This window comes from Embleya sp. NPDC050154, assembly GCF_044460165.1.
GTDB lineage: Bacteria > Actinomycetota > Actinomycetes > Streptomycetales > Streptomycetaceae > Embleya.
Genome location: NZ_JBITJP010000024.1, coordinates 140075 through 165544 on the forward strand (window position 1 = coordinate 140075; position 25470 = coordinate 165544).

At 73.2% G+C, this 25470-nt stretch carries 21 protein-coding genes; 13 read left to right on the plus strand and 8 right to left on the minus strand.

Features of this window, described 5'->3' with window-relative positions:
- Positions 1 to 109: 109 nt before the first annotated feature.
- Positions 110 to 1732 carry a PucR family transcriptional regulator gene (locus ACIBSV_RS38345; protein WP_395871532.1) on the plus strand — a complete coding sequence of 541 codons (1623 nt, stop codon included), beginning with the start codon at positions 110 to 112 and terminating at the stop codon, positions 1730 to 1732.
- A 50-nt stretch (positions 1733 to 1782) separates the two neighbouring features.
- On the opposite strand, the gene ACIBSV_RS38350 is transcribed toward ACIBSV_RS38345, so the two are convergent.
- Positions 1783 to 2250 (minus strand): DoxX family protein, encoded by a 468-nt coding sequence (locus ACIBSV_RS38350; RefSeq protein WP_395871534.1) that lies wholly within the window; start codon positions 2248 to 2250, stop codon positions 1783 to 1785.
- Positions 2251 to 3317: 1067 nt separating this feature from the next.
- Between ACIBSV_RS38350 and ACIBSV_RS38355 the strand changes: the two genes are divergently transcribed.
- The 4 genes from ACIBSV_RS38355 to ACIBSV_RS38370 all read left to right on the plus strand — a co-directional run bounded on the left by ACIBSV_RS38355 (position 3318) and on the right by ACIBSV_RS38370 (position 8535).
- Positions 3318 to 5732, plus strand: coding sequence for a nitrate- and nitrite sensing domain-containing protein (locus ACIBSV_RS38355; RefSeq protein WP_395871536.1), 2415 nt, complete (start codon positions 3318 to 3320; stop codon positions 5730 to 5732).
- Positions 5729 to 6241, plus strand: coding sequence for a hypothetical protein (locus tag ACIBSV_RS38360; protein WP_395871538.1), 513 nt, complete (start codon positions 5729 to 5731; stop codon positions 6239 to 6241). The genes ACIBSV_RS38355 and ACIBSV_RS38360 overlap by 4 nt, the downstream gene beginning before the upstream one ends.
- Positions 6242 to 6460: 219 nt before the next feature.
- On the plus strand, positions 6461 to 7696 hold the full coding sequence (locus tag ACIBSV_RS38365) for an ABC transporter substrate-binding protein (RefSeq protein ID WP_395871540.1): 1236 nt from the start codon (positions 6461 to 6463) through the stop codon (positions 7694 to 7696).
- Positions 7697 to 7743: 47 nt separating this feature from the next.
- Positions 7744 to 8535: a class I SAM-dependent methyltransferase gene (locus ACIBSV_RS38370; protein WP_395871542.1), complete on the plus strand. Its 792-nt coding sequence runs from the start codon at positions 7744 to 7746 to the stop codon at positions 8533 to 8535.
- 158 nt (positions 8536 to 8693) lie between these two features.
- Here ACIBSV_RS38370 and ACIBSV_RS38375 read toward each other — a convergent pair whose 3' ends face one another.
- Positions 8694 to 9641, minus strand: coding sequence for a D-2-hydroxyacid dehydrogenase family protein (locus ACIBSV_RS38375; RefSeq protein WP_395871544.1), 948 nt, complete (start codon positions 9639 to 9641; stop codon positions 8694 to 8696).
- A gap of 66 nt (positions 9642 to 9707) precedes the next feature.
- Positions 9708 to 10007: a hypothetical protein gene (locus ACIBSV_RS38380; RefSeq protein ID WP_395871546.1), complete on the minus strand. Its 300-nt coding sequence runs from the start codon at positions 10005 to 10007 to the stop codon at positions 9708 to 9710.
- Between the two features lie 171 nt (positions 10008 to 10178).
- On the opposite strand from ACIBSV_RS38380, the gene ACIBSV_RS38385 reads away from it, so the two are divergent.
- Positions 10179 to 10472: a hypothetical protein gene (locus tag ACIBSV_RS38385; RefSeq protein ID WP_395871548.1), complete on the plus strand. Its 294-nt coding sequence runs from the start codon at positions 10179 to 10181 to the stop codon at positions 10470 to 10472.
- Positions 10473 to 10617: 145 nt separating this feature from the next.
- On the opposite strand, the gene ACIBSV_RS38390 is transcribed toward ACIBSV_RS38385, so the two are convergent.
- On the minus strand, positions 10618 to 11433 hold the full coding sequence (locus ACIBSV_RS38390; protein WP_395871550.1) for a siderophore-interacting protein: 816 nt from the start codon (positions 11431 to 11433) through the stop codon (positions 10618 to 10620).
- Between the two features lie 364 nt (positions 11434 to 11797).
- Between ACIBSV_RS38390 and ACIBSV_RS38395 the strand changes: the two genes are divergently transcribed.
- The 7 genes from ACIBSV_RS38395 (at position 11798) to ACIBSV_RS38425 (ending at position 19895) form a co-directional block, all read left to right on the plus strand.
- A complete protein-coding gene (locus ACIBSV_RS38395) occupies positions 11798 to 13006 on the plus strand; it encodes an ATP-grasp domain-containing protein (protein WP_395871552.1) in 1209 nt (402 codons plus the stop codon).
- A complete protein-coding gene (locus tag ACIBSV_RS38400) occupies positions 13003 to 14787 on the plus strand; it encodes an IucA/IucC family protein (protein WP_395871554.1) in 1785 nt (594 codons plus the stop codon). Before ACIBSV_RS38395 ends, ACIBSV_RS38400 begins: the two co-directional genes overlap by 4 nt.
- 76 nt (positions 14788 to 14863) lie before the next feature.
- The gene (locus tag ACIBSV_RS38405) at positions 14864 to 16600 is read left to right on the plus strand and encodes an IucA/IucC family protein (RefSeq protein ID WP_395871556.1); all 1737 of its coding nucleotides are present in this window, start codon (positions 14864 to 14866) and stop codon (positions 16598 to 16600) included.
- Entirely contained in the window at positions 16597 to 17793 is a 1197-nt protein-coding gene (locus ACIBSV_RS38410) for a type III PLP-dependent enzyme (RefSeq protein WP_395871559.1), read from the plus strand. The genes ACIBSV_RS38405 and ACIBSV_RS38410 overlap by 4 nt, the downstream gene beginning before the upstream one ends.
- 109 nt (positions 17794 to 17902) lie before the next feature.
- On the plus strand, positions 17903 to 18535 hold the full coding sequence (locus tag ACIBSV_RS38415; protein ID WP_395871561.1) for an AAA family ATPase: 633 nt from the start codon (positions 17903 to 17905) through the stop codon (positions 18533 to 18535).
- A gap of 264 nt (positions 18536 to 18799) precedes the next feature.
- Entirely contained in the window at positions 18800 to 19579 is a 780-nt protein-coding gene (locus ACIBSV_RS38420) for a SpoIIE family protein phosphatase (RefSeq protein WP_395871563.1), read from the plus strand.
- Between the two features lie 76 nt (positions 19580 to 19655).
- The gene (locus ACIBSV_RS38425) at positions 19656 to 19895 is read left to right on the plus strand and encodes a lipopolysaccharide assembly protein LapA domain-containing protein (RefSeq protein ID WP_395871566.1); all 240 of its coding nucleotides are present in this window, start codon (positions 19656 to 19658) and stop codon (positions 19893 to 19895) included.
- Between the two features lie 27 nt (positions 19896 to 19922).
- Here ACIBSV_RS38425 and ACIBSV_RS38430 read toward each other — a convergent pair whose 3' ends face one another.
- From ACIBSV_RS38430 to ACIBSV_RS38445, 4 genes are all read right to left on the minus strand, one after another.
- Positions 19923 to 21590, minus strand: a complete 1668-nt coding sequence (locus tag ACIBSV_RS38430) for a PucR family transcriptional regulator (RefSeq protein WP_395871568.1) — start codon at positions 21588 to 21590, stop codon at positions 19923 to 19925.
- Positions 21591 to 21830: 240 nt separating this feature from the next.
- Positions 21831 to 22748 (minus strand): GNAT family N-acetyltransferase, encoded by a 918-nt coding sequence (locus ACIBSV_RS38435; RefSeq protein WP_395871571.1) that lies wholly within the window; start codon positions 22746 to 22748, stop codon positions 21831 to 21833.
- Positions 22745 to 23617, minus strand: a complete 873-nt coding sequence (locus ACIBSV_RS38440; RefSeq protein WP_395871573.1) for an ABC transporter ATP-binding protein — start codon at positions 23615 to 23617, stop codon at positions 22745 to 22747. Before ACIBSV_RS38440 ends, ACIBSV_RS38435 begins: the two co-directional genes overlap by 4 nt.
- Entirely contained in the window at positions 23614 to 25470 is a 1857-nt protein-coding gene (locus tag ACIBSV_RS38445) for a dipeptide/oligopeptide/nickel ABC transporter permease/ATP-binding protein (RefSeq protein ID WP_395871575.1), read from the minus strand. Before ACIBSV_RS38445 ends, ACIBSV_RS38440 begins: the two co-directional genes overlap by 4 nt.

Sequence of the window (25470 nt, forward strand, 5' to 3'; positions counted from 1 at the left end):
GGGGGACGAAGCGTGATCGATGGGATGACGCTTGAAGGTACGCCCGGTTAACAACCGTAAACGATCGATATCATGTCGAATCTGATGGAGACGGGTGGACACTATGTCCATGCCCTCGTCGACGATCCCGCCCTCCGCACCCACCGGCCGGTCCGCCATGCCCGATTTCTCCGGCGCCCTGCGCATCTTTGATCTGGTGGCCCTGCCCGACCTGCGCCTGGCGGTCGCCGCCGGCGCCGAGCACCTGGACCGGAGGGTGGAGGCCGCGCACGTGTCCGAGCTGCTCACTCCCGGCCACTGGCTCCAGGGCGGCGAGCTGCTGATGACGATCGGCCTGCTGCTGCCGATGACCGACGCGGCCTGCGCCGCGTACGTGCGCGACGTCGCGGGCGCGGGCGCGTGCGCCCTGGTGCTGGGCCTGGGTCGGGAGCTGCCGCACCAAAGCGCGCCCGAGCCGTTGATCCGGGCCGCCCGCTCGGCCGGCCTGCCGCTGCTCACGGTCCCGGACGAGGTGCCCTTCATCGCGGTCACCAAGGCCGTGTTCGAGGCCCGCGCCGCCCGTCAGCGGCTGGCCCTGGAGCACGCGTTCGAGGCGCAGCGCCGGCTGACCATCGCGGCGGCCTCCGGCAACGGTGTGCTGGCCACGCTGCGCGCCTGGCGGGCCGCGACCGGTGTGGACGCGATCGTCGCCGACCCGGTGGGCCGGTTGGTCGCGGACAGCCTGGCCGGTCCGCCCGAGGCGCCGGGCGCCGACGGCTCGGCGGACGCGGTGGCGCTGCTGGCGGCGAGCACCGACCTGATCCGGAAGGTGGCCGCCCGGGGCCTGCACGGCAGCGGCAGCAGCAGCGACGCACAGGGTGTACGGGTGGAGGTGCAGCCGTTGGGCGCCCGGCGGCTGCGCGGGCTGCTGGTGCTGGCCGGTCCGGTCGAGTCGGCGGCCCGACTGCTGGTGTCCGGCCTGGTGTCGCTGCTGTCCCTGGAGCTGGAGCGCCGGCACCTGGCCGACGAACCGGTGCGTCGGCGTCGGGCCGCGCTGCTCGGTCGGTTGCTGGCCCCGGGCACCACCGCCGAGCAGGCGCGCGACGTGCTCGCCGCAGCCGGGTTGGCGGCGCGGGAGGTGCGCGGTGTGGTGGTGGGCCTGGATCCGGATCCGGCGGACGCGGACACCGGGCACCTCGACGCGGCCGAGCTCGCGGCCGACCTCGCACTGGCCCTGCCCGGCGGCCTGGTCCGGGTGGCGGGCGGCGCGGTGGAGGCGGTGCTGGGCGCCCAGCTGGACGTACGGGCCATCCTCGGCCGCTTCGCCCCGGGTCGGGCGGCGGGCATCGGCCCGGCCGCCGCGCCGGACGCGGCCGGGTCCTCGATCCGGCAGGCGCGCAGCCTGCTCGCGGTGAGCCGGGCCGCCGGGCATCCGGTGGAGGCTCGGCACGGCACCGCGAGCAGGCTGCTGCTCGGTCTGGCCGACGCGCGCACGCTGGCCGGCTACGCGGACGCGGTGCTGGGGCCGATCGACGCCGCCGACCCCGGCGGCGAACTGGCCGCGACGCTGGCCGTGTGGTTGGAGACCGGCGGCTCCTGGGACGAGACGAGTCGGCGCCTGGACGTGCATCGGCACACCGTGCGCAATCGGGTGGACAAGGCGATGCGGTTGACGGGCCGGCGCCCGCAGGACGGTGACGATCGCTTCGATCTGTGGCTGGCGGCCCGCATCCGCCGTGACAGTCTGGGCTGAACCTCGCGCACCGCCCCGGGGCGCCGGTCGCCGCTACCGGGGGGCCGTGCTCATCGCAGCGCCGCCGGTGCGGACTCCTTCGACGGGGCCGGCGCGTTCGAGGTGTCGGCGCCGCCACGCGCCAACAGTCGCTCGAGCGCGAAGCTGCCCGACCCGAACACCACGATCAGCAACAGGGCCCAGCAGAACATCGCCGACGCCTCGCCACCGTTTTGGATCGGCCACAGATCCAGCTTCTGGTGCTCGGTGAAGTAGGCGTACGCCATCGATCCGGACGAGACGAACGCGGCGGCCCGGGTGCCCAGCCCGAGCAACACCAGCCCGCCGCCCACGAGTTGAATCACGGCCGCGTACCAGCCCGGCCACTCGCCGGAGGGCACGGTGCCGCGCCCGCCGTCCGGGAAGCCGAACAGCGAGGCGGTGCCGTGGCAGGTGAACAGCAGCCCGACGACGATCCGGAACAGGCCCAGTACATGGGGTTTGGCGGACTCGACGAAGGCGTGCGGAATGGGTGACATCGGACGGCTCCTGGGGGGACGGAGTGCGGGAGATTGGTCCAGACCAGTCTTGACGGGCCGTCCCGACAGCGACAATGCCGAGCTTCTCGATCGGCACAAAATGGCAAGTGGCCCGGGTGGACAGCACCCCACCAACCGGTGACCCTGCACCGCGCGCGTCCTCCCCCGTCGACCGCCGCGATCCGCCCCCACTCGGCGCGCCGAACCGCCCTCGGCGGCGAACTGCCGCCGGGGCAAAGGGCGTCGATCCCGACCGTGACAGTGACAACAGAGGCGGGCCGACACCCAAGTTTCGTTTGACGTCCGGTGGATTCGCAGGGACAGTGTGTGTGCGCACCGATGCGAACAGTTGCCCCAGCCGCAATCGGGCGCTTCCTGGTCGACCCCGCACCCCCTTGCGAGGAGTGATCCGTTCATGGGCGTTTTTGCGTCGAATGCTCGCGACCGAACGATCCCGGAACGGTCGGCGAGCTGTTCGAGGACGCCGCTCCGGGACCCGAACGCCGGTTTGCCGACCGCGAGTTCGGCTCGGGTGAACCGGCCGCGCCGCGCCGGCTAGCGCGTGCGCGCGTCCCCCGGCCGCCCATGACGCGCGCGCGGACGCCCGCTGATCGCAAGCCGGGGCCGGATCGAATCGGCGTTCACCGTACGGCGATCCAACCGCGTTCGAACCGGAAGCGGAGGCGCCGGTACCGCCTGCCCCGATCGCACCGGCACCCCACGAGCCCGCCGACGCCGGCGCGCCCGACCGCGAAGGGCCCGGGCATCGGGACCCGTTCCGATCACCCGCACCGTGCCAGGTCGGTCGCGCCCGCCCCCGACGGCCCGCCCCTCGCGAGCACCATCGTCGCGAACTCCCTCCCACCGACCATCCTTCAGGGATCACTGCCCGTGTTGCGATTACTCCGCCGTCCCCCTCACGTCGCCGACGCGACCCGGCCCGGTCGACCCCAACGACCCGCCCCGGCCCGCGCCGCCCGACGGGCGAGCACCCCCGCACACCCGGCGAACCCGCGCCCGTCCGGGTACGCACGATCCGGCCGGCCCGGCCGAAGAGGCGAACTCGGATGAAGATACGTCGCTCCCGCCCGGCGACCGCCGACTCGCCCGCGCAGCCCGCCGACTCCGCGCGGCCCCCGGTCGACTCGGCGCGGCCTTCGGTCGACTCGGCGCGGCCCCCGTTGCGGATCCGAATCGCCGCCCGGATTCGCCCCCGGGTGCGCGGCCTGATCACGCTCATGGTCGTCGTGCCCTCGGCGGGCATGGTCTTCTTCGCCGGATCCGCGATCCTGACCATGGTCGAACAGGCCCAGGCCGCCGACCACGCGCACGACCTGGTCCGGGTCTCCGCCGACGCCGGCGAGGTGGGGCGCCGACTCCAGGCGGAGAGCGCCGCAGCGGTGACCCTGCTCTCCCGCGGCCCCGGGCCGATCACCAGCGCCGACTACCGGACCGCGATCGACGCGAGCGAGACCGCCATCCGCCGCTACGAGAACCGGCGCCGCGACCTCGAACCCGCCTCCGCCGGCGAACGCGCCGCACTGACCGCGGTGGACACCGCGCTGCGCGGCCTGCCGGGCCTGCGCACCCAGATCGACCGGCGGGGCGTGGCCACCTCGGCGGCGGCCGTGCGCTACTGGGCCTGGATCGGCACCACCGTGGACCTGCGCGCCCGGGTCGCGCTGGACCCGGGCGTATCCACCGACATCGCCGCCCGACTGCGCGCGATCACCTCGCTGACCCAGGCCCGGGCCGCGCTGGGCCAGCAACAGGTCACCGTGCTGCGCTCGCTCGGCGCCGGACCACTGGGCGGGCCGGCACTCGAGGCGGCCTCCACCGCACGCGCCGCGCACGACCAGGCGCTGGAGGCGTTCGCGGTCACCGCCCCGACCGGCTGGCGCGACCGCCTCGCCCGGGCACTGGCCGGTTTCGAGATGATCCGGGTCGCGCAGACCGAGGACGCGCTCGGCCGCGAATCGCTCGAACCGGACGTCTGGCGCGCCGCGTTGGCCGAACGCGCGGACCGCCTGTGGTCGGTGGAGCAGCGGGCCGACGCCGACATCGCGCGCGAGGTGGCCGACGTCACCGGCGACCGGTGGTGGCTGGCCGGCGTCCAGGGCGCGGTGCTGATCGGTGCGGTACTCGCCGCCGCCGCGGCCGCGGCCTGGCTCGGCCGCCTGCTGCACCGGCGCCTGCGGACCCTGGCCGAGCGGGTCACCGAGATGACCCAGAAGACGCTGCCCGCCGTCGAGGCCGACCTGCGCCGCCGCGACGCGTTGGGCCCGCACGAGAGCGGTGCGGCGTACGCGGTCAAGATGCTCGGCCCGCAGCCGGACCGCGAGCGCGGCGCCGACGAGATCGCCGACCTGGCCCGCGCGCTGACCCGGCTCGCCTACAGCACGGTCGAACACAGCGCGTCGCTGGTGCTGGCCCAGCGCGAGTACAACGACGCACTCGGCGACGTCGCCCGACGCATCCGGGTGCAGACCAGCCGGGTCAGCAGCGCCCTGGACCGGCTCCAGGAATCCAATCTGACGGTGGATCAACTGGGCACGGTCTTCGAGGTGGACCACGGCAACGAGGGCACCAAGCGGCTCGCCGACTCGATCGCGGTGCTCAGTGGGCAACCGCCGAACCGGCTGTGGCCCGACACCCCGCTGTACGAGGTGGTCCGGGCCGGCGCCCAGCGGGTGACCAACTACGAACGCCTGCCGGACATCGCGTTCAAGGGCATCCCCACGTCCGTCACGCTCGCCGGCGACACGGTCGGCGCGGTGACCCAGATCGTCGGCGAGATCGTCGACAACGCGGCCCGCTTCTCCGGTCGGCACGAGGTCGAGGTCACCGCGGAGCGCACCGAGGCGGGCGTCCTGGTGCGCGTGCGGGACCAGGGCGTGGGCCACCGCGACCCGGAACTGCTCAACCGGCGGCTGCGCGCCGACGTGGACGCACTGCCCTCGCTGCGCCAGACCGGCCTGACCGTGGTCGCGCTCCAGGCCCGCCCGCTGGAGATCGCGGTGGAGCTGCAACCGGGCGCGGACGGCGGCACGGTGGTCGAGATCGTGCTGCCGCACGCGATCATCGCCTCGGTGGGCCGCCATCGACGCCGGGTGGAGCACGTCACCCGACCGGGCACCCCGCAGATCGGCCCCGCGCGCCCGATCGCCATCGGCGCCGGCGTGAACGGCCACGGCCCGAACGGCAACGCCGCGAACGGCGGCGCCGCCAACGGCAGCCACCCGCACGGAGCGGATCCGAGTGCGTCCGCCCCGGTCGTCGGCGGCCCGCTCCCCGCGAACTACGCGCCCGAGTTGACCGCGCAGGGCCTGCCCCGCCGCGAACGCCGCACCGGACAGGCGACCCAGTTCCGTCGTACCGCCCCACCCACCCGTGACATCGCGCAGGCCAGCGCCGCCGCCGCCTCGTTCGGGCGCGGCGCCCGCGACCTGCCCTTCACCCGGACCCCCAAGGAATCCCCATGACCGAGCCCGCCGTCGACCAGAGCGTGCTCGACGACTTCATGCGCCAGTTCGTGCACGACCACGCTCCCGACGTGCTGCACGCGGTCGCCGCCAGCGGCGACTCGCTGCTGGTGGCCCAGGCCGCGCTGCCCGGTCGCATCCGTACCGACGCCGCCGCGCAGGCGGCGTGGATCGCGAACGCGGAGAAGATCGCGTCGAGTGCGCCCGGTGCCCTGCTCATGCAGGACTACAGCGCCGACTTGATGGGGCTGGGCCCGGTCAGTGTGCTGATGTCGCAGGCCGAGCACGGGCTGCTGCTCACCATGGGCAACACCAGTCCGGGACCGGACGGGCAGGTGCACCCCTCCGCGCTGATCGTGGCGACCACCTGGAACGCCGACGTCGGCAACCTGATCCGGGCGATGCACGCGCTGATGGAGCGTGTCGGCCCGTCCCTGACCCCGCTCGCGCGCGGTCGCGGCCTCCAGCCGCAACCCGCCCGCATGCCGGCTCCCAGCCGGGTCTTCTGACCCCACGATCCCGGCTGCCCCCGCCGGGCGCCCCGGCCATCCGCCCGGGTCGTCCGGAGTATTCGCGCGCCCCGGCCCACCGGCCGATCCGGCGCGTCCGCCCCGCCCGGCACCCGCGCGCCCCGAGACCGCCTTCCACCTCGTCGCGTGAGTGAACCGGCAGCCACACCCGGAGAGTTCGAACCCCCGTATCGCGAACCTGCCGAGAGAGAGACCGACATGCGCAGCAGCACCAGTAGACGGTTCCGCAGCACCCGCGTCCCGCTGGCCATCGCCTCCACCGGTTTACTCCTGGTGTTGTCGGCGTGCTCGGGCAGTGCGGCCGGTGACGACAAGGGCAAGGCATCCGACGCCGTCGCCAAGATCGGCCTGCTCACCCCCGCGAGCGGTCCCTACGCCGCCGTCGGCGAGGACACCCGGGCGGGGCTGGAGCTGTACCGCGACACGCACGGCGGCAAGCTCGGCGGGCTCAAGGCGGAGATCGTGGTGCGCGACGAGGGCGCGGGCCCGCCGACCGCCGTCCCGGCCGCGACCGAACTGGTCAAGCAGCAGAACGTGTTGGCGATCACCGGCATCGTCAGCGGCGGCAGCGTGGCCGGTGTGCTGCCGATCGCGGCGGCCAACAACACGGCACTGATGGGCGTCGCGGGCCGACCCGAGTTCCCCGATCCCAAACTGACCGCGCACGTCTGGTCGTTCAACACCCAGTCCTACGAGGCCGGCGCCGCCGCCGGTCCCTGGGTCAAGGAACACGTCAACGGCCCGGTCTACGCGATCGGCCCGGACTACCAGGGCGGTTGGGACCAACTCAAGGGCTTCACCGAGTCGTTCACCAAAGCCGGCGGCACGCTGGCCAACCCGGACGGGAAGACCACCTTCACCCCCTTCCCGGCCACCCAGAACTTCCTGCCCTACCTGAACAAGATCGCGCAGAGCGGCGCCAAGGCCGTCTACGCGTTCTACGCGGGCACCGCGGCGGTCGACTTCGTCAAGCAGTACAAGGCCTCCGAGGCGGCCAAGCTCCCGCTGTACGGCAGCGGACCGCTGACCGAGGGCCGCCAACTCGACGCGCAGGCCGACGCCGCCGCCGGGATCACCACCTTCGCCACCTACGGCGCGGACCTGGACAACCCGGCGAACCGGGCGTTCGTCGCCGCGTGGCAGCAGCGCCACCCGGACCGCAGCCCGACCATCTACGCGGTCGCCGCGTGGGACATCGCCCGGTCGCTGGACACCGCCATCGCCGCAGTCCGCGCCGAGAAGAAGACGCTCACCCCCGAGGCGGTGAACACCGCGCTGGGCAACGTCGGGCAGATCGACAGCCCCCGCGGCGTGATGCAGCTCAACCCGGCCACGCACTCGCCGGTGCAGCAGTGGTACCGCTTCGAGGTGCGCAACGACGGCCCCAAGCGGGCCAACGTGGCGGTCGAGCAGCTCGCCGTCCTCGGCGGCTGATCCCGCCGGTCCCCTTCCCCACCGCTCCACCCACCCCAGGAGGGCTCTTGTACGCGTTCGCCGAAGCCGACGACATCACCTTCCAGTTGGAGACTTTGCAGAGCCTGCTCGACCCCAGCACCCGGATGGTGCTGGACTCCCTCGACGACCCGACCGGCCAGGAATGGCTGGAGATCGGCTACGGACTGGGCAGCATCGCCCGGGAGTTGTCCCGCCGCATCGGTCCGATCGGCGTCGTGCACGCCACCGACCTGGACGCGCGCCCGCTCGCCACTCCCGTCGACGGCGCGCCGATCCGCACCTTCCCGCTGGACCTGCGCACCGACGAACTGCCGCGCCGGCCCTACCGGGGCATCCACGGGCGACTGGTCCTGCTGCACATACCCGAGCGCCGGGCCATCCTGTCGCGCCTGGTCGACGCGCTGGAACCCGGCGGTGTCCTGGTCGTCGAGGACTGGTACTGCCCCGAGCCACCACGCGTCCTGGCCTGCGCCGACCCCGCCGACGAGAAGGTGTTCACCGAGGTCGTGGCGGGCATCCTGGCCGAACTGCGCAGCCGGGGCGCCGACCTGGAATGGGCGGCGGCGACCAAGGACGCGTTCGTCGAGGCGGGGCTGACCGACGTACGGGTGACCCGTTCCGACGCGGACTGCGCCGGACCCGGCCTCGCGCACCGCCTGTACGCCTGCAACGCCCGGCAACTCCGGTCTCGGCTCGCCGAGTCGGGCCTGGACGACGACATCCTGGACCGCTTCCAGGAGGTCGCCGGCCGGCCGGGCCTGGTCACCACCGGCTGGCGGCTGTATTCCACGATCGGCACCAAACCGGCGGCCGGCTGACCCGGGACGGCGCACCGACCTCGCCCCCTGTCGACGCTCCGACAGGGGGCGAAGTCGTCTGCGCCCGGGCACCTGCCCTCGAACGAGCCGAGGTGACGCTCTGTACGGCCGACAGGACAATCGGTGAACGGTGATCGTGCGCTCCGCCGGGGCCGGGACTACAACTCGCGCACCGGTCGGCCGGCCAGGAACGCGGCGATGTCCTCGACCGCGTCGGTGTACGCCAGCGTGTAGTTGCCCTGGGTCGCATAGCCGATGTGCGGCGTGAGGATGGTGTTGGGGGCGTCCAGGATCGGGTCGTCGGCGGGCAGCGGCTCCACCTGGTGCACATCCAGCGCGGCACCGGCGATCCGACCCTCGTGCAGCGCGGCGAGCAGGGCGGCTCGGTCCACGATCGCGGCCCGGGAGGTGTTGACCAGGTACGCGGTGGGGCGCATCAGGGCGAGTTCGGCCGCGCCGACCAGGGACCTGGTCCGCTCGCTGTGGCGCACATGCACGGAGACGAAGTCGGCGCGGCGGAAGAGTTCGTCCTTGGCGACCACCTCCACACCGAGTTCCGCGCCACGCTCGGCCGTCAGGTTTTGGCTCCAGGCCAGTACCCGCATCCCGAACGCCGCGCCGATCGTGGCCACCCGCGCGCCCAGTTTGCCCAGACCGATCACCCCGAGGGTGGATCCGGCGAGGTCCGACCCGATGCCGCACTGCCATCCGCCGGCGCGCAGGCTCGTCTCCTCGGCGCCGGTACGGCGGGCCAACTCGAGGATCAGCGCCCAGGTCAACTCGGCCGCCGGATGCGGCAACAACCGCGTGCCGCACACCGTCACGCCTTGCGCCCGGGCCGCCTCGATGTCGATGGCGGCGTTGTTCATCCCGGTGGTGACCAGCAGCCGCAGGCCCGGCAGTCGCGCGAGCAGCCCGGCGGGAAACGGGGTACGCTCGCGCATCGCGATCACCGCGTCGAACGGCGCCAACCGCTCGACCAGCGCCTCGGCGTCGGTCACGTGGTCGGGGAAGAACGCGACCTCGGTGCCTTCCGGCAGTTTGCACCAGCAGTCGAGCGCCGCGGCCGGCCCCTGGTAGTCGTCGATGACGGCGACCCGAAACACCTGTAGTCCCCCCGCGTCCGGCGACCGCCGGAGCGCGGATCACCCGGTCGGCTCGCCCGTCCGACCCTATCGGGCGGAGCCGTCGAGCGCGCCCAGACCCTTCTGCAGGTCTTCGAGGTTCATCACCGGCTTGACGCTCACCTTGGCGCCCATCGAGAAGAACGGCTCCGCGATGCCCGGCAACTGCGACGAGTCCTGCATGTCGAAGACCAACAGGCACGAGCGGTCGCCCTCGACGGCGGTGAAGTAGGCCGCCTCGGGGTGTAGTCGCCCGACGATCGCCTGGATGGTCTTGGCCAACGACCCGTCGGCGATCGCCCGGTTGCCCGCCTCGGTGTCCATGCGTGCTTGGAGGAACATGCGCATCGATCTCACCCGGTCTCGCGTACGGACCGTGTTCGGCGCTCACCACGGGCACTCATGAGGACTCGGTCGCGTACGCTTCCAGGCTCCTCTCGTGCGCCGGCGCCCGCAAACGCCGCGGACGGCATCGGCCGCGATTCGCGTACCGGTTCGGTGGTCGGGTATGCGAAAGGTATGAACGCGCGACATCGCGCTCCGGCCAAGCGCCCTCCCGGCAGCGAGGCGGCCCATCCACGCAGCGACCTCGCCGCACGCAGGGTCATGTCCAGGATCGCGCTGCCGTTCTTCGTGGTCGGTTGTGCGCTGTGCGCGTGGGCGGCCTCGACGGATGCCACGAGCGAGGTGCGCACGTTGTGGATCGTCGCCGCGATCGCGTGCGCGGTGACGGCGTTGATCGCCTGGATCGATCTTGTGGTCATCGCGCGGCGGATGCGCGGCGAGCGGACCTGGTCGGCACGAGACCGGTGAGCAGCGGCCGACCATGGGTGGGCCGACGCGCGGTGCGCCTGTCGATGGGTCGTTCGACGCGCTTGATCGGCGTTCCGCTCCGCGTGCCGCTCGGCGCGCGTGTGGTCGGCCTCCCCCTCGGCATGCCGACGGTGCGCTGTGTACGTCAGTGCGCCGCTTGTGCCACCGGGGGTTCGGCGCGGGCGGTGGGCTCGGTGTGCGCGGTCTCCTCGGTGTGCCCCATGCGCCAGTAGCCCATGAAGGCGATCGAGCGGTGGTCCATGCCGCGCTCGTCCTTGAGGTGGCGGCGCAGCGCGCGCACCCGACCGGCCTCACCGGCCAGCCACGCGTAACCGTGTTCGACCGGCAGGTGGGCGTCGCGGATCGCGTCCAGCAACCGGTTCTCGGCGACCGGTGCGTCGCCGCGGTGGATCCAGTCCACCCGTACCCCGGGCGGCGCCGCGAGATGTTGGCGATCCGCCTCGGAGGCCACCTCGACGAAGACGTGCCCGCGTGCGTCCGGCGGCAGCGACTCGACGATGGAACCGATCGCGGGCAGCGCCGCGTGGTCACCGGCCAGCAGCAGCCGGCGCCCGGCGGGCGGCTCGAAGCTGTAGCCGCCGTTGCGCTCGGCGGTCGGCCCGAGCAGCTCGATGGCGTCGCCGGGACGCGCGGCGCGGGCCCAGCGACAGGCGGGTCCCCCCGGCGCGTGCAGTGCGAAGTCGATGTCGATCTCGACCGGATCCGACCGGTGCGCGCGCACGGTGTAGGTGCGCTGGTACGGCCGGTCGGCCTCGGGGATCCGCGTCCACGCCTCGCGCCAGGTCAGGTCGTCCCGGGTGATCCGGGACGCGGGCCGGCCCTCGCGCGGCACGAAGAGCTTGACCCGCTGGTCGGGCCCGCCCGGGACGAAGTGCGCCAACCTGGGGCCGGTCAGGGTGATCCGGGTGGCGTTGCGGGTGATCGGCGTATTGCGGACCACGGTGAGCTGGAAGGGCCGGTAGAGCTGCGCCCGGCGTTCACGTTCGGTGGAGATTGGAACTCGCCCTCTCGGACACGGTCGGCCACGGACGACCCGAGACGATGTCGCGGTTAGGTTAACCTAACCACAGACTCCCGCCGGCCGCCGCCGACGCGCCGGACGAAGCCGGGAACTCCCGGGGCGCACCGAACGGCCCTGGGACCGACCGGATTTGGCCGGCAAGTATGCCTACCCTAAGTTGTGGGGCGTCCGGGTGGACGGGTCCGGATCGACGCTCCGGTCGATGTTCCCGTTCGACGTGCCCGGGTCGAGGTGCCCGGTTCGCCGTGTCCGGGTCGACATGTCCCAGGGGGAGCGATCACGCATGCGGCTGTACCTGCTCGCGCTCAATCCCACCGACTCGGTGACCGAGGGATTCCTGCCCGCCGCCCATCGCCTCGGACTGCACGTCACCCTGCTGGCCGACCCCGCGCACGCCGCGCGACACCGCGAACTGTGCGCCGCGCTCACTGGGGTGCGGGTGCTGGACTGCGACGTCCGCGACTTCCGCGCGGTGATAGACCGGATCTCGGGCGCACATCGTCCGGACGCGATCTTCACCAACAGCGACCACCTCCAGGTGCAAGCCGCCCTCGCCGCTTCCTACTTCGACCTCCCGGCCAAGGACTGGAAGGCCGCGCTGCGGACCAAGAACAAGGCCCGGATGCGCGGCCGACTGGCCGATACCGGCACGGACACCGTCTGGGCCGCCGAACTGGCGCCCGGGCAGCCGGTCGCCGACCTGTTCGACCTCACACCGCCGTATCCGTGCGTGGTCAAACCGCGCGAGGGCGTCGCCGGAGAGGACGTGGTCCTGGTCACCGACGACGCGGAACTGCTCGAGCGCTGCGCCGAGATCCAGGCCCGCCGACCGGCGGCGGCGCTGCTGGTCGAGGAGTTCCTGCCGGGAGAACTGCACACCCTGGAGACGCTCGGCGATCGGCACGGCATCCGGGTCCTGGGCGGCTTCCACACCCGACTGTCGCCACCGCCGTACTTCGTCGAGACACGCCTGGATCTGGTGCCCGAACCGCCCGCCGCGACCACCGCCGCCGTGCTCACCCAACTCCACGCGCTGGGAGTGGGTTTCGGTGCGTGCCACACCGAATTCGTGGTCCAGGACGGGCGACCCCGGATCATCGAGGTCAACTACCGTGCCATCGGCGACCAATGCGACCTGCTGCTGCGGGACGTGCTCGGCATCCCGCTGTTCGAGCACATCCTGCGCGTGCACCTGGGCATCGACCTGCCCGCCGACCTCGGCGCGCGCGCCGGCCGGCACGCCCGGGTGGACTATCCGTGCGCCGACCGTGCGGGCACCCTCACCGCGGGCCCGGACCGCGTGCGCTCCGACCCGGCCGGCGACACCCGCGTGGACTACCACCCGCTGCGCGCGATCGGCGAGCGACACCCGGTGTACGGGTCCAACCGGGACTACCTCGGAGTGCTGCGCACCATCGGCACCGACCGGGCCGCCGTCGACCGGGCCGCCGAGGACTTCCTGACCGGCCGGCAGTGGAGCATCACGCCGTGACCGAACACGCCGCCGGCGAACCGCCGCCACCCTCGGCCGGCGCGGACGCGCCGCTCGACGCCGCCGCCGGCGAACCGCCGCTCCACACGGCCGCGGCCCATCCGGCCGATGCCGCCTGTGCGGTCGACGGGCCCGGTGGCTTCGACGGCGAGCTGCTGTGTCGGGTGCTGGACACCGTGTTGCGCGAGGACGTCCTGGGCCTGCGCGGCACCGCCGTACCCGAACAACGACCGGACGGGACCTGGCTGCGACTGACCGCGCGGACCGGCACCGACGCGTTGCTGCTGCCGGTGCGCGCCGACGGGTTCCAGTGCGAGTACGCCGCCCGCGCGCCGCTCCTGGTGGCGTCGCGGGACGGCGCGCGTGTGACCGACACCGACCGACTGCTCGCGATCCTGCGGGACTGGGCGGATCCGCGGGACCGGTCCGGCTTCGACGACTTCGCCGAGGAATGCCGGCAGGCCGCCCGGGCCGGCCGACTGCTCGCGCACACCGGCCCGGCCGTTCGCGCCGGGCTCGCCGACCGGTACGGCCCGGACCCGAGCGCGTGGACCGGGCTCGGCTCGGGCCCGGCCCTGGACACGTTGGCCGCGCACGTCGACCATCCGCTCTACCCCACCGCGCGCGCCCGCTCCGGCCTGACCGAGACCGCGCTGCGCCGGTACGCGCCCGAACACCACCCGAGCTTCCGTCTGCGCTGGGCCCTGCTCCCGCACGACGCCACCACCCGCGCCGGGACCCTGCCGCCCTGGTGGCCGACCCCCGCCGACCTCGGCCGGCCCGACCTCGCCGGCAGCCATCTCGCCCTGCCCGTGCACCCGTTGACGTTCGACCGGCTCCCGGACCCGGCCGTGCCGACCGACCGGGCGTATCTGGACGTGCGCCCGACCCTGTCGATGCGCACCGTCGCGGTGACCCGCGACCCGGCCGTGCATCTCAAGCTCCCGCTGCCGATCGCCACCCTCGGCGTGCGCAACCGGCGCACCATCAAACCCGGCACCCTGGTCGACGGTGCCGCCGGCCGACGACTGCTCGCCGAGGTACTGCGCCGGGAACCACGCTTTCGCGACCGGGTGTTGCTCGCCGACGAACAGAGCTACCTGCACGCGGACCACGAACTGCTGGGCGTGCTGGTGCGCCGGCATCCGCCCGACCTGGAGCACACCCTCGTGCTGCCGCTCGCCGCACTGCTCGCCCGAGGACCCGACGGCACCCTGGTCCTGGACCGGGTGGCCGAGCGATTCCACGCGGGCGATCGATTCGCGCTGCTCGACGCCTACCTCACGCTGCTCCTGGACTGGCAGACCACGCTGTTCCGGTACGGCATCGCGCTCGAATCACACCCGCAGAACCTGTCCCTGGTCCTGACCCAAGAGCAGCCGGCTCGCCTGCTGTTCAAGGACAACGACGGCCCGCGCGTCAATCCGGCGCGCTGTCCGCTGCCGCACGGCGGATTCGAGGACGCGCGCACCTACACCGCCGACGACGGCCCGCTCGTCGACCTGTTCCTCACCATAACCGTGCATCTGTGCGCCGGTGCGCTCGCGTTCGCGCTGCCCCCGCCGGAGCGGGACCGACTGCTGCGGCTGGTGCGCGAGCGGCTGGCCGTGCTGGCGCCCCCGGAGCTGCGGCGCCGCGCACTGGACGGGCAACGATTGCCGGTCAAGGCGATGATCACCGCCGGCACGCTGCTCACCAAGGAGCGCTCCGGCGCGGCCGATATCAACAAGTACTACACGACCGGGCCGAACTACCTTCGTGGTGCGCAGCGTTCGACCTAGCGATCGACCGCGACCGTCGATCCGCCCGACCGTACACCGCGCACCGCGCCTCGCCCTCGAATCGTTGGAGTCGCCCATGCCGCTGCCGTCGGCGCAACCCCGAACCGACCCCGCGCACACCGGCCAGGCGCCACCCGCCCCGCCCACTGCCGATGAGGTCGTCGTGCACACCCTGCTCAACTGCCTGCATCGGGAGGTCTGCCGGCCGGAGGGGCGCAGCGTGGTCGAGCCCGGCGACGGCGGGCACCTGCGGTTGCACCTGGCCCGCTCGGGCACCCGGTTGCGGGTCCGCCTGCGTCGCGCCTCGCTGTTCGGCGACCATCGCTTCACCGGCCCGGTGGCCGAACTGCGCGGCTCCACCTGGCACGTGCTGACCTGGCCCGAGGTGGCCGAGCGCGTGCACGCCGAACTGGGCCTGCGGACCGGTGTGCGCAACGACGAGTTCCTGGACCAACTGGCGTCCAGCCACGCGGGCGTGCGCGCGGGACTGGCCCGCCGGAGCGCACGACCCGCCTCGCGCTACCTCGACTCGGAGCAGGCCCTGCTGTTCGGACACCGCTTCCATCCCACCCCCAAGGCGCGCGGCGCCGACCCGGCCGCGTGGGCGGCCTACGCGCCCGAGGCCCGGGCCGCGTTCCGGTTGCGGCATCTGGCGGTGCGCAACGAACTGGTGGCGCAGGAACGGCTGACCGAGTCGGCGACGGCCGTGCTGGACCGGCTGGGCCCGGTGCCGGCCGGATACACACTGCTGCCCGCGCACCCGTGGCAATACGAACTTCTCGCCGAGCACCCGCGCCTGCGGGCCGCGCTGGACCGAGGCGACGTGCTCGACCTGGGCCCGCGCGGCGACTCGTTCACTCCGACCGCGTCGGTGCGTACGCTCGCCGGCGCGGGCGCCTTCCTCAAGTTCAGTCTGAATGTGCGGATCACCAACTGTGTGCGCAGGAACGCCGCCTACGAACTCTCCGGGGCGGTCGCGCTGACCCGCGCGCTGGGCCCGATCCTGGCCCGAACGGCGGCCCGACGGCCGGACTTCGCGATGCTCGGCGAACCCGCGTACCGCAGCCTGTCGGCCGCCGTCGCGCCGGAACTGCTCGAAGGCTTCGGGGTGATCGTCCGGGACGGTCTCGACCCGCTGCTGCGGCCGGGCACGACGGCGCTGCTGGCCGGCGCCGTGGCCGCCGAGTACCCCACCGGGTCCGCGCACGTGTCCCGGTTGCTGGACGGCGCCGGGCCGGACGCGGTGATCCGCTGGTGGGACGACTACCTGCGGCTGCTGGTGCCGCCGGTGCTGGCCGCCTACTTCGAGCACGGCGTGGTGTTGGAGCCGCATCTGCAGAACGTGCTGCTCGCGGTGGACGACGCCGGCCGGCCCCGCCAGGTACTGATCCGGGACATGGAGGGCACCAAGCTGCTTCCCGGGCCGCACGCGGCCACCCTGTCCGCGCTGCCACCCTCGGTCGCCGAGCCCATGACGTACAGCGCCCGGCGCGGTTGGGATCGGGTGGCCTACTGCCTGCTGGTCAACAACATCGCCGAGTTCCTCGCCGCGCTGACCGACCTGTACCCACGGCTGGAGACCCGCCTGTGGGCCCGGGTGCGGGCGGTCCTGGCGGACTGCGCGACCGAACACGGCGAACCGCCGCCGCTGCGCGCGCTGCTCGCGGGCGCTCCGCTTCCCGCCAAGGCCAATCTGCTCGCCCGCTGGGAACGGCGGGCCGACCGCGAGGCGGAGTACGTCCGCATCCCCTCGCCGCTGGCCGCGTCCCGGCCCGACACCGCCGCCCGCACACCCGCCCGGAGCGCACGATGATCACACCGGCCGTACGGACCCGCGTGGCCGATCTGGACTCCGCCGAACTCCCCGCCTACATCCACGACACCACCCACCTGCGGGCACACGCGGCCTCGGTACGCGCGGCGCTGCCGGCGCGGGTCGAGCTGTACTACGCGGCCAAGGCCAATCCCGCGCCGGAGATCCTGACCGCGCTCGCCGGCGACGTGAACGGCTACGAGGTCTCCTCCGGCGGTGAACTCGCGCACGTACGGGCACATCTGCCCACGATGCCGGTCGCCTTCGGCGGCCCCGGCAAGACCGTCGACGAACTGACCGCCGCGCTGCACCTGGACGTCGGACGCTTTCATGTCGAGAGTCCGTACGAGGCGCGCCGACTCGTCGCGCTCGCCGCCCGGACACGGCCCGACCAGGACGTCGACGTGCTGCTGCGGGTGAACCTGCCGCTCGGGCCGGACGTCCTGCGCGGCGCGGCGCTCACCATGGGCGGCGATCCCGGACCGTTCGGCATGGACCCGGACGACGTGGAGTCCTGCCTGCACGTGCTCCGCGGACCGGACGCGGGTCGGGTCAGGGTCCGGGGCATCCACGCCCACCTGGCCAGCGGCCTGGACGCGGACCGCCAACTCGCCCTGGCCGAAGGCGTCCTCGCCTGGGCCCGCGACATCGCCGACCGGCACGGGATCACCCGGCCCGAGGTGAACATCGGCGGCGGAATGGCGGTCGACTACACGAACCCCGCCGCCCGCTTCGACTGGGCCCGCTTCGGCGCCGGCCTGGACCGGCTCGTGGCCGACCGCCCGGACCTGACCGTGCGGATCGAACCGGGGCGGGCGCTGACCGCCTACTCCGGCTGGTACGCGACGGAGGTGCTCGACCTCAAGCACAGCCGCGGTCGGGCCTTCGCCGTGCTGCGCGGCGGAACCCACCACCTGCGCACCCCGGCGGCCAGGGGCCACGACCAGCCGTGCGTGGTCGTGCCGACCACGAGCCCGTGGCCGCACTCGTGGCCGCGGCCGGAGATCCACCACACCCAGGTCACGTTGACCGGTCAACTGTGCACCCCCAAGGACGTGTTCGCCCGCGACCGCGTGATCACCGAACTCCGCGTCGGCGACCGGATCGCCTTCGCGCTGGCCGGCGCGTACGCGTGGAACATCTCCCACCACGACTTCCTGATGCACCCCCACCCGACGTTCCACTACCTGTGACCCACCCCCCGGTGATCCCGCCCGATGACCCCATCCGCAGCCCGCGGACCGGGTGCACCGGGTCGGGATCGGGGACGTCGCAAACGAGGACAGGCCGTAGGGTCGGCACATGCTCTTGTGGATCAACGGCCCGTTCGGGGGCGGCAAGACTCAGACCGCGTACGAACTGCGACGACGGTTGCGTGGCAGCGTGGTCTGCGACCCGGAGCAGGTCGGCTTCGGCCTGCACCGAATGTTGCCGCCGGCGCTGCGCGGCGACTTCCAGGATCTGCCGGCCTGGCGCCAGGGCGTGTTCGAGATGTTGGACCTGACGCTGACCAGGCACGACGGCCCGGTGATCGCGCCGATGACGGTGGTCGATCCGGGCTACTTCCGGGAGATCGTCGGGCGGTTGCGCGAACGCGGGCACGACGTGCGGCACTTCGCACTGCTGGCGGAGCGTGCGACGGTGCTGCGGCGACTGCGCGAACGCGGCTTCGGGCACGCGGTCCGGGTCGTGGGCGGCAAGGACGCGCCGCTGCGTCGGGAGAGCTTCGCGGTCTCCCGGCTCGACCTGTGCCTGGAGCGGTTGGTCGACCCGGAGTTCGCCGAGCACATCCACACCGACCACATCGACGTCGCCCGGGTCGCCGATCGCATCGCCCACTCGGCCGGTCTGACCCTGGCCCCGAACACCGACAGCCCCCTGCGCGGTCGGCTCCGCCGGGCCTGGACCGGTGTCAAGCACATCCGCTTCGACTGATCCGGGTGCGATCAGGCGGCGAAAGATCTCCTGGGCGTGATGCGGCGTCCGGTACTCCCAGGCCCCGAGCGCCCGAAAGAAGCCCCGCGGATCCGGCCGATCGTAGATGGCGTCGAAGTGGGGGCACGGAACGCCGGCGCCCCGGGGATGCGGCAAGGGTGCCCGGCGTCTCTACCGGGATGCGGTGGGGTGTCGGTCGGGGTTCGTTTCAGGTGGGGGTGGTGGGGTGAATCTGGTCGGGTGACCCATCGGCGAGGAGTTCCCGTGAGTACAGACGACACCGGGGCGGGCAGCCCCTCCGGCGCCTCGCCGGCGCTGGACGTCGAGCCGCACCCGCATACCACCACCGTGGCCGAGGCCACCGGGCTGCGAGTGGCCACCCGGCGGATCGCCGCGGCGCCGTCCGCGAGCCCGCGCACCTGGTTCGGTCGGGTCCTGGACACGCCGTTCGGCCCCCGGGTGCTCTTCGGCGATGTGTCCGGCGACCCGTTGTGCGCCCCCGACCTGACGGCGGACGTGGTCGCCGCCTTCGCTGCGGCGGCGCCCGACGTACCGGAGCTGCCCGATGTCGCGCACCGGATCGCCATGTCCCTGCGCGAGGATCATCTGCGCGGCCATCGCTCCATGGTGCGACTGCTGCTGATCGGCCACGTCGAGGAGGCGGCCGGGACCGGCTCGCTCGCTCTGGTCAATCGCGGCTACCCGGCCCCGCTCCTGGTCGTCGGCCGGCAGGTGCTCGGCCTCGAACCGGCCTTCACCACCCCGCCGATCGGCGCGCTGACCCCGGGCAGCCTGCGGCCGACGGAGCTGATTGTCGCGGCCGGCGGCGGCGAGCGCGTGTTGTTGTACACCGACGATCTCGCCGAGGCGTACGACGCCGCCGGCGAGCGCTATCCGGTGGCGCGGCGCGCGCCGGATCGGCTGCACGGCGCCTTCGTCGACGCGCTGGAGCGTCTCGCGGTCGACATCGAGGCCCATGTCGACGCGTCCTTCGCCGGCGACGCGGCGCTGTTCCTGCTGGAGGCCGAGCGAGCGGGCGGCTGAGCACGCGGACGGAGCCGGGCCACCCGTTCGGCTCGCCCACGGCGCGCCCGGGCCGCGCCGGGCCTAGCGTTCGAACATGGCGAAGACCTCGAAGCACGGCACGGCGGAGCGAGGCTCGCGGGTCACCATGCGGCAGATCGTGATCGTCGTGGTGATCGCGCTGAGCGTCTGGTTCGTCCTGGCCAATACCGGGACCACCTCGATCCGCTTCTGGATTCCCGAGGTGGAGGCCCCGCTCTGGTTCGTCCTGGCCGGCTCCTTCGTGGTCGGGGCGCTCATCGGATGGCTGATCGGGCGGAACCGCCGGCCCAGGTGAGCACGGAGCCCCGCGCCCGAACCCGCCCTACACCCCCGGCCCCCGCACCGTCGCGGACGAAGTGAGCCGCCCCACGGCGCCCGTCGCGCGTTGCGCCGAACCGTTCAGGTGCACGCCGTGCAGGCGGAGCTGGAACATCGCGTCGAAGCGGGCGTCGCCGTCGGCGAGGTCGATCGCACCCACCTCGGACAACCGGCGCAGCCGGTAGCGGAAGGTGTTCGGGTGCACGTGCACGGCCGCCGCGGCCGCGGTGACGTCGCCGAAGGTGTCCAGCCACGCGGCGAGGGTCTCGGTGAGATGCGTGTCGTGCTCGGCGTCGTAGGCGCGCAGCCGGGCCACCGGCCCCGCCGGTGCGTCGTCGGTGGCCGCGACCCGGTCGGCGACGTCGACCAGAAGCGAGGACACGTACACGTCGCACAGTCGGGCCACCCGCAGCGACGAGCGGCCCGAGCGCAGCACCCGCAGCGCGCGGTCCGCGTCCGCGCGGGAGGAGGGCAGGTCCACCTCGCGCGCGACGACCCGCCCGATGCCCACGACGGCCTCGATCCGGCCGCCGATCCGGGCCAGGAACTCCTCCGCCAGCCGGACCGCCCTGCCGTCCGACTCGGTGGGCAGGATCGCGTAGGTGAAGCCGCCGAGCCGCGCGGTGGCCGTGCGCGGGTGTACCGCCGCCAGGTGCAGGGCCAGCGCGTCCACGATCCGGTGTTCCTCCGCGGTGCGCTCCGCGGGTGCCGAGTCGCCGACCACCGCGAGCGCGAGCACGCACGCGGGCTGGTGCGCCAGACCCAGTCGGCCGGCCGCGTCGACCGCCGCGGGGCCGCCTTCGAGCACGGTGGCGAGCAGGTCGGTGCGCAGTCGGCGCTCGACGTCCGCGCCGGCGCGGCGGCGCAGCAGGTGCAGGGCGACCACCTTGGCCGCCTCGGTCAGCGAACGCTCCAACTCGGCGGACAGCGGTGCGCGCACCACGACCCAGATCGAGCCGAGGATCTCGTCGCCGGCCCGGACCGCGATGGCCACCCGGGGCAGGTCCGAGACACCGGCCAGGTACAGCGGCCCCTCGTTGCGGTACAGGGCGTGGAAGGCGCCGCGTTCCTCCAGGATGCGCAACATCTCCGCGGGTACCTGGCGGTCCAGGATGGTGGCGATCCGGGGTTCGTCCGCCTCGTCCTGACGGCTGGAGAAGGCCAGCACCCGCCCGCTGCGGTCCTCCACCGTGACCGGCCCGTCCAGGAGCGCGGCGATGGCGTTGACCAGCGCGAACAGATCACCGGCCGGTGCGCCGTCGAGGGTTTCGCCGGTCTGCGCGGTGCCCACCTCGTCCACCGCGAGCAGCGCCCGCAGCAGTGTGGTGACCTGGGACCAGGAGGCACCGGGGGTGAGCGCGAGGACGACCACGCCGGTGCTCGCCACGGCCGCCTCGATCTCGGCGTCCACCACGATGGGGCCGCGCACCACGACGGCCGGCGCGGCCAGGCCGGCCGCGCGGTGCACCAGGGTCACGATGGCCGGCGATCCGTAGACGGCGACGCCCAGGACCACCGCGCCGGGCGCGTGCGAGGGTTCGTCGTGCGGGTCGTGGATGAGCACTCCGGTGACCTCGCGGTCGGGATCCGGCTTGCCGGCCGCCACCTCGAACAACGTGGAGCCGAGGTCGTCGATGATGCGCCCGAGAACGGCGCGCGAATGCGCGGTCATCGGATGGCCACCGGCGCGGCGGCGAGAATGCCCGACGCTATTCGCGGCGGGCCCAACACGTTCACCACGTTCATGACACGGGGATCCAATCGGTCGACACAGTCCCCCGTCGGACGCTCCGGGCCGACCGCGTCTGCGCCGGTCACTCCGTGGCGGGAGTCTAAACGATCTTGTGATGGATGTCGTGGTCCATCGTGACGCCGGGTGCCCGTCCCCCGAGACCGGGCACCCGGCGCGGGGTCAGCGCGGGCGCGGGCCCCGACCGAGCACGTACCGTCCGTCCCGGGTGAAGCCGAGCACCACCCGGCCCTCGGCCATCAGCCCGCCGAGCACCTCGCGCAACGCCAGGCGCCAGCCCCGCGCCGCCGCCGGATCGGTCCGGCGCAGCGCCTCGATGTCGCGCGGCACCGCCACCAGCACCACGTCCCCGTCGGTCCGGCCCGGGATCGGCCGCTTGTCCGGACCCGTGTCCAGGCCGATCACCACCTCCCCCACCAAGGCCCCGGCGTCCACCGGCCCGGGTGTCCCCGCGCAGGCGAGGGCCACCCGGTCGGCGGTCAGGTCCCAGCCGGCCAGGATGCGATCGGAGTAGTCGTCGCCGTTGATGGCATCGGACATGGGCCCGTAGAAGTCGGCGAGGTACTGCGCGGGTACCGCGCCGAGCTTGGCCAGGTTGAAGTAGGCGTTCCGTCCGACCAGGGGGTCGAACGTCCAGGTGACCCGGGTGATCCCGCGGGTCAGGCACCACGCCCGCTGGTACACCTTGAGCGCGTAGCCCACCTCGCGTCCTCGCGAGCGTTCGTCGACGCCGGCGATGTGCGAGTGCAGGCCGTCGGTGGAGAGCAGGCCCACGCCCGCGCCGACCAGTCGATCGCCCTCGTAGGTGCCCGCGACGTAGCCGCCGGAGTGCGCGACCACGGTCATCATCTCGGGGCTGATCATCGGGGTGTCGGGCTGCCAGACGTGTTGGAACAGGGCGCACGCGTCGGACATCTCGACTGGCGTGTGCAGTTCGCGGATCTCGATCCGAGCCACGCGAGCCGCGCGGTCGGCCGCCTCGGCCGCGCGGTCGCGCAACGCACCGGGGTCGGGTTCGGGTTCGCGGTCGGCGCGGTACAGGTCGCCGCCGGTACGCGCCCCCGCCGGTGTCGGGGTCATCGGGTCGCGGCCTCCGTCTCCACATCGGTATCGGGGTCGACCGTCGCGCGTTCGGGCAGCGGCTCGCCGATCGTGGGCACGCCGGACAGCAGCGCCCGGGTGTACTCGTGTTCCGGGTTCTCCAGGACCTGGGCGGCGGGGCCGGACTCCACCAGGACGCCGCGGTCCATCACCGCGATCCGGTCCGCGAGATAGCGCACGACGGCCAGGTTGTGCGAGATGAACAACATCGCGAAGCCGAGTTCGCGTTGCAGGTCGCGGATCAGGTTGAGCACCGCGCCCTGGACGGAGACGTCCAACGCGGAGGTGACCTCGTCGGCGACCAGTACGGCGGGCCGGGCGGCGAGCGCGCGGGCCAGTGCCACGCGTTGGCGCTGGCCGCCGGAGAGCGCGTGCGGCAGGCGTCCGGCCACGCCGGGGTCGATGCCGACCAGGTCGAGGTAGCGGGCCACCTCGCTCGCCCGGGTCGCCCGGTCGGTGCGCGGCACCGCCTCGGCGACCGAACCGCCGATGGTCAGGCGCGGGTTGAGCGAGGCGAACGGGTCCTGGAAGACCAGTTGGATCGGTCGGCGCCCGGGCTTGCGGCCCTGGTCGACGCCGTCGACCAGGACCTGCCCCGAGTAGACGGGGACCAGGCCGACCGCGGCCCGACCCAGGGTGGACTTGCCCGACCCGGAGCCGCCGACCAGGCCGACCACGCTGCCCGCGGGCACCTCCAGGGACACGTCGTCGACGGCGGTGGAGGCGCCGCGGCCGCGGCCGTAGCGCACGGTGATGTTGCGCAGTTCGAGCGAACCGGACGTTGCGCTCCCGGCGGGGCCGGGGGCGGCTTCGGCGGCGGAGGGATCCACCGTGCTCGCGGCTTTCATCGTGCCTCCTCCAGTTCGTGGGTGACGGTGGTGATCGGGTCCCAGCACGCGACGCGGCGACCGGAACCGATCGATTCCAGGACCGGCTCCTCGGTACGGCAGCGGTCCGTCGCCCGGGCGCAGCGCGGCGCGAACGGGCAACCGACGCTCTCCTCGCCGGGCTCCGGCGGCCGGCCGGGGATGGTCGCCAGCGGGACGTCCCGGTCGGTGGTCATGCTGGGCACCGCGCCGATCAGCGCGGCCGAGTACGGGTGGGCGACGCCGTCGGCGAGGTCCCCGACGGGCAGTTCCTCGACGATCCGTCCCGCGTACATCACCACGACGCGGTCGCACACCTGGGAGACGACGGCGATGTCGTGCGAGATGAGCAGCAGTGCGGCGCCCGATTCGGTCCGCACGTCCCGGAGCAGGGCCAGCACCTGGGCCTGCACGGTCACGTCCAGGGCGGTGGTGGGCTCGTCGGCGATGATCAGCCGGGGTTCGCCCATCAGGCCCATCGCGATCATCACGCGTTGGCGCATGCCGCCGGAGAACTCGTGCGGACGCTTGCGGACCCGCTGTTCGGGGTTGATGATGCCCACCGCGCCCAGTCGGGACACGGCCCGGGAAAGGGCCGCCGCCCGTCCGGCGTTGTGGTGCACCTCGGCCACCTCGGCGAGTTGCCGGCCGACCGTGAGCGCGGGGTTGAGCGAGGCCATCGGGTCCTGGAAGACCATGGCCATCGAGGTGCCCTTGGGGGCCTGCTTGTTCAGGTCCCGGTCGCCGAAGCGCAGGGTGCCCGCGCTGACCCGGCCCGGGTGCGGGACGAGTCCGGCTGCGGCGAGCGCGGTCAGGCTCTTGCCCGAGCCGGACTCGCCGACGATGCCGACCGCTTCACCCTCGGCGACGGTGAGGCAGACGTCGTGCACGGCGGTGTGCCCGGGGAAGCGCACCCGCAGGTGGTCGATGTTCAGCAGCGCCGACTCGGCCGCCTCGGCGGGCCGTTCGGTGACCGGGTCGGCCGCGCCGACCTCGGCCTGCGGCGCGGTACGGCCGGCGTTCGCCTTGGCGACCACCTCGCCGATCAGGCCGAAGGTGATGCCGGTGAGCACGATCGCAAGACCCGGCCCGACCGCCGACATCGGGTCCACCATGACCCGGTCGAGCTGCTCGTTGAGCAGGCGTCCCCAGTCGTAGTCGGGCGGTTGCACGCCCAGACCGAGGAAGGACAGGCCGGAGAAGGCGACCAGGATGCCGGCTGCGGTCGTGGAGACGAACAGCGCGACGGGTTCGGCGATGTTGGGCAGGATGTGCCGGACGATGATCCGGAAGCGGCCGACGCCCAGGATCCGCGCGGCGGCCACATAGTCGGTGCCGGCGACCGAGGCGGTCAGGTTCTGCACGAGTCGGGCGGTGCTGGGGGCCGCGCCCAGGCCGATGGCGAAGGCGGCGGAGAAGGTGCCGACGCCGAAGATGACCGCGAGGAAGAGCACGAACAGCAGACCGGGGAAGGCGACGAGCAGGTTGACCGTCGCGGTGATCAGGCGACCGGCGCGGCGGCCGAGGACGGCCGGCAGGACGCCCAGGACCAGGCCGCCGACGACCGCGATGAGCGTGGCGAACAGGGTCAGTTCCACGGTGAGCCGGGTGGCCACCACCACGCGGGCGGCGATGTCGCGACCCAGGGCGTCGGTACCGAACAGGTGCTCGGTGCCGCTGTGTCGGCCGATCTCGTCGGTGTCGATCCGGTCGGCGGTGTCGCCGAGCAGCATGGGTCCGAAGATCGCCACCAGGGCGATGATCGTGCTCGCGACGGCGGCGGTGATCCCCAGCGGGGTGCGCAGTGCGAGGCGAAGTCTTGGTGCGTTGGCCAT

Bases quoted from the DNA above. Each gene is read 5' to 3' on its own strand.
- ACIBSV_RS38410 (WP_395871559.1), top strand. From the start codon at position 16,597: ATGATCACACCGGCCGTACGGACCCGCGTGGCCGATCTGGACTCCGCC.
- ACIBSV_RS38385 (WP_395871548.1), top strand. From the start codon at position 10,179: ATGAACGCGCGACATCGCGCTCCGGCCAAGCGCCCTCCCGGCAGCGAG.
- ACIBSV_RS38355 (WP_395871536.1), top strand. From the start codon at position 3,318: ATGAAGATACGTCGCTCCCGCCCGGCGACCGCCGACTCGCCCGCGCAG.
- ACIBSV_RS38350 (WP_395871534.1), bottom strand. From the start codon at position 2,250: ATGTCACCCATTCCGCACGCCTTCGTCGAGTCCGCCAAACCCCATGTA.
- ACIBSV_RS38360 (WP_395871538.1), top strand. From the start codon at position 5,729: ATGACCGAGCCCGCCGTCGACCAGAGCGTGCTCGACGACTTCATGCGC.
- ACIBSV_RS38415 (WP_395871561.1), top strand. From the start codon at position 17,903: ATGCTCTTGTGGATCAACGGCCCGTTCGGGGGCGGCAAGACTCAGACC.
- ACIBSV_RS38440 (WP_395871573.1), bottom strand. From the start codon at position 23,617: ATGAAAGCCGCGAGCACGGTGGATCCCTCCGCCGCCGAAGCCGCCCCC.
- ACIBSV_RS38365 (WP_395871540.1), top strand. From the start codon at position 6,461: ATGCGCAGCAGCACCAGTAGACGGTTCCGCAGCACCCGCGTCCCGCTG.
- ACIBSV_RS38345 (WP_395871532.1), top strand. From the start codon at position 110: ATGCCCTCGTCGACGATCCCGCCCTCCGCACCCACCGGCCGGTCCGCC.
- ACIBSV_RS38445 (WP_395871575.1), bottom strand. From the start codon at position 25,470: ATGGCCAACGCACCAAGACTTCGCCTCGCACTGCGCACCCCGCTGGGG.
- ACIBSV_RS38405 (WP_395871556.1), top strand. From the start codon at position 14,864: ATGCCGCTGCCGTCGGCGCAACCCCGAACCGACCCCGCGCACACCGGC.
- ACIBSV_RS38425 (WP_395871566.1), top strand. From the start codon at position 19,656: ATGGCGAAGACCTCGAAGCACGGCACGGCGGAGCGAGGCTCGCGGGTC.
- ACIBSV_RS38395 (WP_395871552.1), top strand. From the start codon at position 11,798: ATGCGGCTGTACCTGCTCGCGCTCAATCCCACCGACTCGGTGACCGAG.
- ACIBSV_RS38435 (WP_395871571.1), bottom strand. From the start codon at position 22,748: ATGACCCCGACACCGGCGGGGGCGCGTACCGGCGGCGACCTGTACCGC.
- ACIBSV_RS38380 (WP_395871546.1), bottom strand. From the start codon at position 10,007: ATGCGCATGTTCCTCCAAGCACGCATGGACACCGAGGCGGGCAACCGG.
- ACIBSV_RS38430 (WP_395871568.1), bottom strand. From the start codon at position 21,590: ATGACCGCGCATTCGCGCGCCGTTCTCGGGCGCATCATCGACGACCTC.